The organism is Anabaena lutea FACHB-196 (assembly GCF_014698305.1).
GTDB classification, from domain to species: domain Bacteria; phylum Cyanobacteriota; class Cyanobacteriia; order Cyanobacteriales; family Nostocaceae; genus Anabaena; species Anabaena lutea.
In genome coordinates, this window is sequence record NZ_JACJST010000035.1 from 40,081 (window position 1) to 47,055 (window position 6,975).

A 6,975-nucleotide genomic window follows, 5' to 3' on the forward strand; every position below is an offset into this window, starting at 1 on the left:
CATGACATTCAAAGGAATAGAAACCAAGACTAAATTCGCTAAATCATTAACAACCGATTCGGCTGATACGATTAGCGATTTACTGACAATAACTCCTCTATCAATACCGGGCTATCGCATCATTCAAAAGTGGAATAGAATTGAGAATATCAATATCTGCAATATGATTAAATCACTTGCAGCTATTGAATATCCTAAATTTGGAATCTCGGCATCAGAAAGTGAAGAACAACTTGCTCTTTTAAACTTGCAATGGACATCAGAGCGGTTTCATCTAAACTTTTATCTTGATATTCAGGGGCAAGACAGGACTTTTCTCACTACATATTCTCTGCTCTCAGTCGTTCCTTACCCTTATGCAAATATCCCCGTCGAGCCAATAAATCTAGGCGATGGTGACATGATTTCGATAGGAATTGAAGATGCAGGATATGGATTATTGCAAGCCCAAGATAAAGTAATTATCTCTGGGGAATTAATTCAAAATCTGTGGTTAGAAAAATCTAGTGATTCAGCAATCAAAATTGCTAATTTAATTACCACCAATCCATCATTAATAGTCAACTCAAATCCACTGAGAACAGGTATTGATATGGTTAACATAACTGACAAAACCATCTACCTGGACACACAAAACACTGTATCTGATACTTCCTACTTGCGAAAATTACTCCCCGGAGATGAATTATCAGAGGCAGGAAATTCACCATATACAGGTGAATATTATGCGGTAGTGGAGGAGGGAACTGCCAATCTTGAAATAAGAGAGTATACCTAATGCCTTTAGTTAGAAGAATTAATTCAATTACTTTGGCACAATCCCCGTCAATAGAATCAGTAAATATTCCGCCTAATCCTAGTTTGAATCAAAAATGGGACAAAATTGACAATGCTGGTGCGCCATCTTCTAGATGGTATTGGAATGGTACTTATTGGATTGAAAGGGAGGACAGAATCCTTAATTTTTTAGGATGGGTAGACCATCCTTATTCAGTACCCAAAATTTCCGATAGTAGCGGAATCTGGATTAAAAGCTTTCGCAGTACAACTACTGGAGGAGAATTTAACAGCGACACTAAATATATACGGTACAGATTGGGGGACATGAATACAGCTAATTCATTTAGCGTCATAGTATTAGCGGTAAATGAATCGAGAATTCCCACAGGAAGGGGTGAATATGTTTCGGATGTCAATGTAATTTATCCAATAGTCCCTTCGGGATTAAACATTACCCATGTCAATGTTGGTGGGTCTTCAGAAAATTCAAGTTATTCAGGGCATTCAATTATTTACAGATGCGTAAGATAAATGATGAAAATTGTGCATAATCTCAATGGTCAAGTCACCGCTATATTCGTATTAATCAGGGGCATTTATTGCCCCATCCCTTTCAATCCAGAAACTAAAGAAATAGATTTTAATTTAATCGAGTATCCACCAACTCGATCATCATTGCAATCAGCATGGGAGCAATGGTGCATAGGGAAAGACTTAGGCATTGAATTAGCGGATATTGAGCCATCTTCAATACCGCCAAATCCTGATTGGGATGAATTGAAAAATAGAATTCTTTCAGGGAATCTACACCCCTTATTTGAACGCTTGACAATGGCAGCAATGCAAGGCAACTCTCCCGGCATATCAACTGCTCAAATTCATATATCTATAGCAATTCTAAATCTGAAAAATGAAGACGCTTTATCGGCCGGAATTACTTTACTTACACAAGTAGCTGGCTACATTTTTACTAGTGAAGAGAAAACGCTATGGAACCAAGCTGCGACAGAATTAGGTTTTTCTAATTTGGTGCATATTTAATTATGTTTGCTAAACCACAAAAGGGGCTAGTGCCAATTGGAAATAACTTTTACGCTACTCCCAACACCCCACAGAAACCAAAATACTACAAACCATTCGCAATTACGAATAAACCATTAGGAATAGGCATCAATCTAATATTTGATGGATGCAACATTGGACTTCAAGCAACAGGATTTTTACTATGGATGGCTTTACCATCCTTTCAAATTTTGTGGCGAAATCCATCAAATGATTGCACACCACCACCATCTGAAGACATCCCAGAAGCCACACCACCACCAAACACAACATCTATTTATGGGGATGGATTTGGAATACTTTGCCACTGCACTAGTAGCGATTCCACAATCAACTACTTCATAGAGGGGCAATCCGCGCAGCGTATTAAACGAAGCATAACATCATGTACCTCGATTAAAAAAGATAATACTCATCAGATACCTACAGGCGGGTTTGATGAAAATGGTAATTCTGTCTACGTTCTATCAACTCATATCCTAGACATATCTTGGTCGTTTTATCAAAACGACACTTACTACTATCCACTGCTTGAAATATCACCAATCGATATCCAAGATAGCTTTAAGTATGCCATCAGCTTAACAGGTGGAACGCAGAACGACGGGGTAACGCCTCGATATGCAAAGTTAGTTTCCGGCGTTATATCCAAGCAAGGATATAACGCCCAACACGTTATTTATTTAGCTGATTCACAAAGCATCCCCGTATACGTCGCGGGGATTCAAAATCGCGTACCTAGAGAATTCGATACAACTTATTCATTTCAAGTTGTATTCGTAGGAGTAGGCTCCACCCCCCCTAAGCCACCACCGCCACCACCACCGGAGAAAAAGATGTGCGACTGTAAAAAGGAATCAGCTTTGATTAAAATTCTGTTACAAAAAGTAGCGGCTGCTGAACAAAAAATAGCAGAGGCTGAAAACGAAATTGATGATATAGAAAATTACATCAACAAGCTAGATTTAATTGGAAAACAACTTTCAAATTCAATGTCGAGGTTCAATGTAGCAGTCACTGTTGTAGGGATATTTATTCGTAATTTATTCAGATTATTATTCAGGAAATAGAATAGAATGCCCGTACCAGGAAACCCATCATTCAGCGACTTACCGAGTAGATTTAACCAGGGCATAGACAACTTACAGAAGCGATTTGGATGGCAACCAGAATATGATAAAGGAAATCCGAACGCGATGATTCAACGGCAAATTGACGAGCTAAAACGTCAAATTGCTGAAATTAACAAAAAATCTGAAGCTCAAAATAGAAGAATTCAAATATTAGAATTTAAATTTGATGGTGAGAAGGTAGCGAATGCTGCGGAACATAAGTCTTTATGGGGTGCGATTGGGTTGCTTCAAAAGCTTGTAGCAGGTTTAACTGCTGGACTACCAGCATTAGTTAAATCGATTATTTTATCTATCATTGGTAGCATTCTTCTCTCCAAACTAATAGACCTTGGAATGGAAGCATTCCTTAAAAATGGCAAGTTTGATTTATCAGGAATTCTTGCACTTATTCAAGGTGCAAAAGCCGATGCACGAGCAGCAGCTACTATCGCAGTGAAAGCCGAAGGGAAAGCGGATAAAGCATTGACCAGGGCTGAAGCTGCACTAGAAAATATTAAATTTCTAGAAAAATCCGCATTAAATGCCATGAAGCGATTAGAGGCATTTATTAAAGATGAAATCAAATTTTTAACCAGTTCCACAAAGAACGCCTTACTAAGGCTGCAAGATAGAGTTATAAGCTTAGAGAAAGTAGTTGCTGGTGTCCAATCATCCCTCAATGCTTTACAAGCTAAATTAAATCAATTTGTTGCATCATTAAATTCCCAAATAAAAAGCATCAATTCAACAATTCAAAAAATCAATGCTGACTTGAGCAAATCCATTCAGAAGGTAAATGCTGACCTTTTAAAGACTATTCAGGGCATAAAAACTGAATTTCTCAAGGCACTTGAAAAAATCAATGTTGATTTACCCAAGGAACTGAATAAGCTAAAAAATGATTTTGGAGGTGAACTTAATAAAATAAAATCCGGTGTACTTCAAGAGCTTCAAAAAATCAAACCATTAACAGATAAAATCCCAGAAATACTTGCTAAAATCGCCACCTTCTCTATTGAAGTAGCAGCAATTTGGCTGGCGATTAATGCGATAAAAGCCGTTCTAGGAGCATTAAAGGTAGGGATAACAAAGCCAGTGACAATTATCAATAATTACACAACCAACAACTACAACAATCCCGACTTGGGGCTGCTGAAAAAAATCGACATAACAACAACAGCCAATTTGGCTCTGACAAAAAATGTACAAGCTGCTGTTACTGCGGTTTCTCTGAAGTTGATAGCTGGGTTTAAGTGGCTTCAATTAGACAGGTTGTTAAACGTCTTGATTTTTGCAGCAACGATACATAACGCCTTCCAATTAAGCTCAAATATCGGTGTTACGCTGATGCAAGTAATACAGAATGTGCTTGATACTATTGGATTAAAGGATGACTCAGGGGCAACTTTCGACGTAACAACCGCTATTAATTCAACTGTAGAAAATGTTGTCAAAACTATTATTGGGGAGGACAATTACACCACTATTAAAAAGGAATGGGCTAAATACAACCGCATTTATCAAGCGGCTGGCAATCTATTTTCTTCCCTGCTTGATATGGCAGACACAACTTTATATGCATTACAAGTAATTGCGGGTCAAACTTCAAAAATAGGTAATGCTTTGAGGAATGCGGGTGAGGTGTTTGAAAACGCCTACGGGTGGTTCAATCCCACGCCAAACTTCTCCAATCCTTTACTTACTAAACTAAATCAATTGGAGGACACTGCAAGCATCGTAGAAAATGTATCTCAACAGCCATTAAACGTGAAATCGGCTAAGGAAGATTTGGAGCAATCAGCCGCAAATTTGGCAGATAGTTTGGAGCAGAAAGAAGGCGCACCGCAAGGCAAGGAAATTCCAGAGGCTAAAAAAGTAAAAGAAGCTGAAGATGCGGGAAAAGCCGTTTCAGCCGGAAAAGATATTACTGACCCTATAGACAAAGTTGAGGATGATTCATAATGGCTTTACCAGATGGATATAAACCGTGGGAGCATTTACAAGATATGCTCAGACGCGACCACAATAAATTATTAGCAAGATATTTCAAGGATTTAGGTCCGAATTGGGAGCCTGAAATCGGAACTACTAGAGGTGCAATTAGAACAGCGGTGACAATTCAAGATAGAGATACATCTACTATCACTTTAATTCGGCTTTTTTATTTTTACGTGGTGCTGGGATATGCCTTCCGTGGCTTGGCTCCAGTTTTCGGTGTGCCGAGTCAACAATTTCAAGAAGCCTATGAACTGCACCCGCAAATATTCCTTTACTTCTCGCAAGATAGAGCATCTGTACCCGATGGGCTTCGCCCTGTGGAAGCTGAAATTTCTTTCCGAGTAATGGGGCATACAAAAGAAAGCATGACCCCAGCAAAGGCGCTACCTTTCGCCTCAAGGATTGCAGAAGAATTCACAGAATTAAATAAAGGAATTACCTTCAATAAAGGTAAGCAAATAGTTTCTTATGCTGACCCGAAAAATGGGCTAAAAACTTTGAAAATTTTTGCACTTTCTCAGGCAGAAGGTGTTGATGTTATTAAAAAAGTTTGTAAGATTCTGCTATTGCCTTTCTCTGATGATTTAATCGGTCTTTCGGACAAACCAAAAAAATCTTCGGTAACAAAACCCGTGGGGAATGAGGTAGTTTACGGAAAATCCGTGAAAAAGAAGCGATGGAGACCCAGCGCGAAGGTGCGGTTTCGATTCGCCTACATGGTGATTGATAATAGGGAATTCCCTATTAGCTTGGTAGACACAACCGGGAGATTCCCGGAGGCTATTATCACGAAATATCCAACGTAGAAACAGTCCCGTATAAAAACGCGGATATATAATATATGTCCGCAGGGTATGAAGCCTGATTCATATGCCAGAATGCTTGATATGAAAGGATTAGGGCATTATGGTAAAAAAGAAATCTGCGTATAGAATCGATGTTGGTGCAACTGGCTGCGTGTACCTGAAAGCCTACCCCAACGTAATAGGTGGGATTGCCACTGAGATTGGATGGACTCTGGATGATGACGGTGTACCCCCTGCGGGTAAAGTCATTATCGCCGAGAATCGAAGCGATGCACTCGACAGGGGGCTTGTTGCGTTTCGGATTACCTACAAGAAGAATAAGAAGCGGCTGGGTACTGTGATTTTAGTCGCGCCTGACAAGGCTGATACCGCTAAAGATGAGTTGCTTGGCAAGGCGTACAACGGCGGGGTAATCAGCAAAGTCACTTCACCGCGTCGAGTCAAATACGTAGCTGGGTAATTGGTCTGATATTTCAGTTTATTAATTAAGGAAAAGTAATCGATGGAATACGTGATTGTGAAAGTCGAGGCAGGTGCTGTCACTGGCTATTGGGATGGATCGGTTTTTCAAGCCAACATCGACCTCTCCGACGTGCAGGGAACTGTAGAGGATGCACGATTTCTACAGGGGTCGGTACAGACTCAAGACCTGAGTTTTGATGTAGAGTACCGTGAAGCCAACGTTACTATCGTTCTTGTTTAATTAATTGGGTGAAAATTATTATGTGGTCAAAGATTGGCGAGAGAAAATTTACGGATTTATTCGTTAGTCCCAAACCTACAATAATTTTTATCCACAATTGGACAAATAGAAGAATAGCTGTATCTTGCGAAGTACCGGGTAGGGAATGGGAGCAAGTTGCATGGCTTATCCCATTCATGAATACTCCTGCGGGGAGATTCGATGGAACGTGGTACAGGCTTTTTGAGGGGTCAAAGATGTTTACTTTGCCCAAGGAAGAGTTGATTGGATGTTCTTTGGAAATACGTCCAAGACCCCCCATAAAAACTATAACTATTAAGGTCTACGAATCTTTCTTGAACGACGAATTTTCAATAATCAATAATGAGGAATCATTGCTTTCGGTTAAGGAAGAATTGCAAAAATCTATCAATGCCGTCCATCAAAAGGTAATTAAACTAAACAAAATAATTAAAAATAAGCAATGAATGCAGAAAGAGTAGGAATGATAGTTACATTAATAACCATCATTACT

General features: G+C 39.3%; 9 protein-coding genes. All 9 read left to right on the forward strand.

All coding sequences use genetic code 11. The features are described 5' to 3' along the window. The first annotated feature begins 1 nt into the window (after position 1). The 9 genes from H6G59_RS25025 to H6G59_RS25065 all read left to right on the forward strand — a co-directional run bounded on the left by H6G59_RS25025 (position 2) and on the right by H6G59_RS25065 (position 6,928). The gene (locus tag H6G59_RS25025) at positions 2 to 778 is read left to right on the forward strand and encodes a hypothetical protein (protein WP_190720126.1); all 777 of its coding nucleotides are present in this window, start codon (positions 2 to 4) and stop codon (positions 776 to 778) included. After that, the gene (locus H6G59_RS25030) at positions 778 to 1,311 is read left to right on the forward strand and encodes a hypothetical protein (RefSeq protein WP_190720129.1); all 534 of its coding nucleotides are present in this window, start codon (positions 778 to 780) and stop codon (positions 1,309 to 1,311) included. The genes H6G59_RS25025 and H6G59_RS25030 overlap by 1 nt, the downstream gene beginning before the upstream one ends. Further along, entirely contained in the window at positions 1,312 to 1,821 is a 510-nt protein-coding gene (locus H6G59_RS25035; protein WP_190720132.1) for a hypothetical protein, read from the forward strand. A 2-nt stretch (positions 1,822 to 1,823) separates the two neighbouring features. Continuing rightward, a complete protein-coding gene (locus H6G59_RS25040) occupies positions 1,824 to 2,912 on the forward strand; it encodes a hypothetical protein (protein ID WP_190720135.1) in 1,089 nt (362 codons plus the stop codon). 126 nt (positions 2,913 to 3,038) lie between these two features. Next, positions 3,039 to 4,916, forward strand: coding sequence for a coiled-coil domain-containing protein (locus tag H6G59_RS25045; RefSeq protein WP_190720137.1), 1,878 nt, complete (start codon positions 3,039 to 3,041; stop codon positions 4,914 to 4,916). Further along, a complete protein-coding gene (locus H6G59_RS25050) occupies positions 4,916 to 5,758 on the forward strand; it encodes a hypothetical protein (protein WP_190720140.1) in 843 nt (280 codons plus the stop codon). Before H6G59_RS25045 ends, H6G59_RS25050 begins: the two co-directional genes overlap by 1 nt. 100 nt (positions 5,759 to 5,858) lie before the next feature. Next, the gene (locus tag H6G59_RS25055) at positions 5,859 to 6,218 is read left to right on the forward strand and encodes a hypothetical protein (protein WP_190720143.1); all 360 of its coding nucleotides are present in this window, start codon (positions 5,859 to 5,861) and stop codon (positions 6,216 to 6,218) included. A gap of 42 nt (positions 6,219 to 6,260) precedes the next feature. Continuing rightward, positions 6,261 to 6,461, forward strand: coding sequence for a hypothetical protein (locus H6G59_RS25060; protein WP_190720146.1), 201 nt, complete (start codon positions 6,261 to 6,263; stop codon positions 6,459 to 6,461). A gap of 20 nt (positions 6,462 to 6,481) precedes the next feature. Further along, the gene (locus H6G59_RS25065) at positions 6,482 to 6,928 is read left to right on the forward strand and encodes a hypothetical protein (RefSeq protein WP_190720149.1); all 447 of its coding nucleotides are present in this window, start codon (positions 6,482 to 6,484) and stop codon (positions 6,926 to 6,928) included. Positions 6,929 to 6,975 lie beyond the last annotated feature (47 nt).

Bases quoted from the DNA above. Each gene is read 5' to 3' on its own strand.
- H6G59_RS25025 (WP_190720126.1), top strand. From the start codon at position 2: ATGACATTCAAAGGAATAGAAACCAAGACTAAATTCGCTAAATCATTA.
- H6G59_RS25030 (WP_190720129.1), top strand. From the start codon at position 778: ATGCCTTTAGTTAGAAGAATTAATTCAATTACTTTGGCACAATCCCCG.
- H6G59_RS25035 (WP_190720132.1), top strand. From the start codon at position 1,312: ATGATGAAAATTGTGCATAATCTCAATGGTCAAGTCACCGCTATATTC.
- H6G59_RS25040 (WP_190720135.1), top strand. From the start codon at position 1,824: ATGTTTGCTAAACCACAAAAGGGGCTAGTGCCAATTGGAAATAACTTT.
- H6G59_RS25045 (WP_190720137.1), top strand. From the start codon at position 3,039: ATGATTCAACGGCAAATTGACGAGCTAAAACGTCAAATTGCTGAAATT.
- H6G59_RS25050 (WP_190720140.1), top strand. From the start codon at position 4,916: ATGGCTTTACCAGATGGATATAAACCGTGGGAGCATTTACAAGATATG.
- H6G59_RS25055 (WP_190720143.1), top strand. From the start codon at position 5,859: ATGGTAAAAAAGAAATCTGCGTATAGAATCGATGTTGGTGCAACTGGC.
- H6G59_RS25060 (WP_190720146.1), top strand. From the start codon at position 6,261: ATGGAATACGTGATTGTGAAAGTCGAGGCAGGTGCTGTCACTGGCTAT.
- H6G59_RS25065 (WP_190720149.1), top strand. From the start codon at position 6,482: ATGTGGTCAAAGATTGGCGAGAGAAAATTTACGGATTTATTCGTTAGT.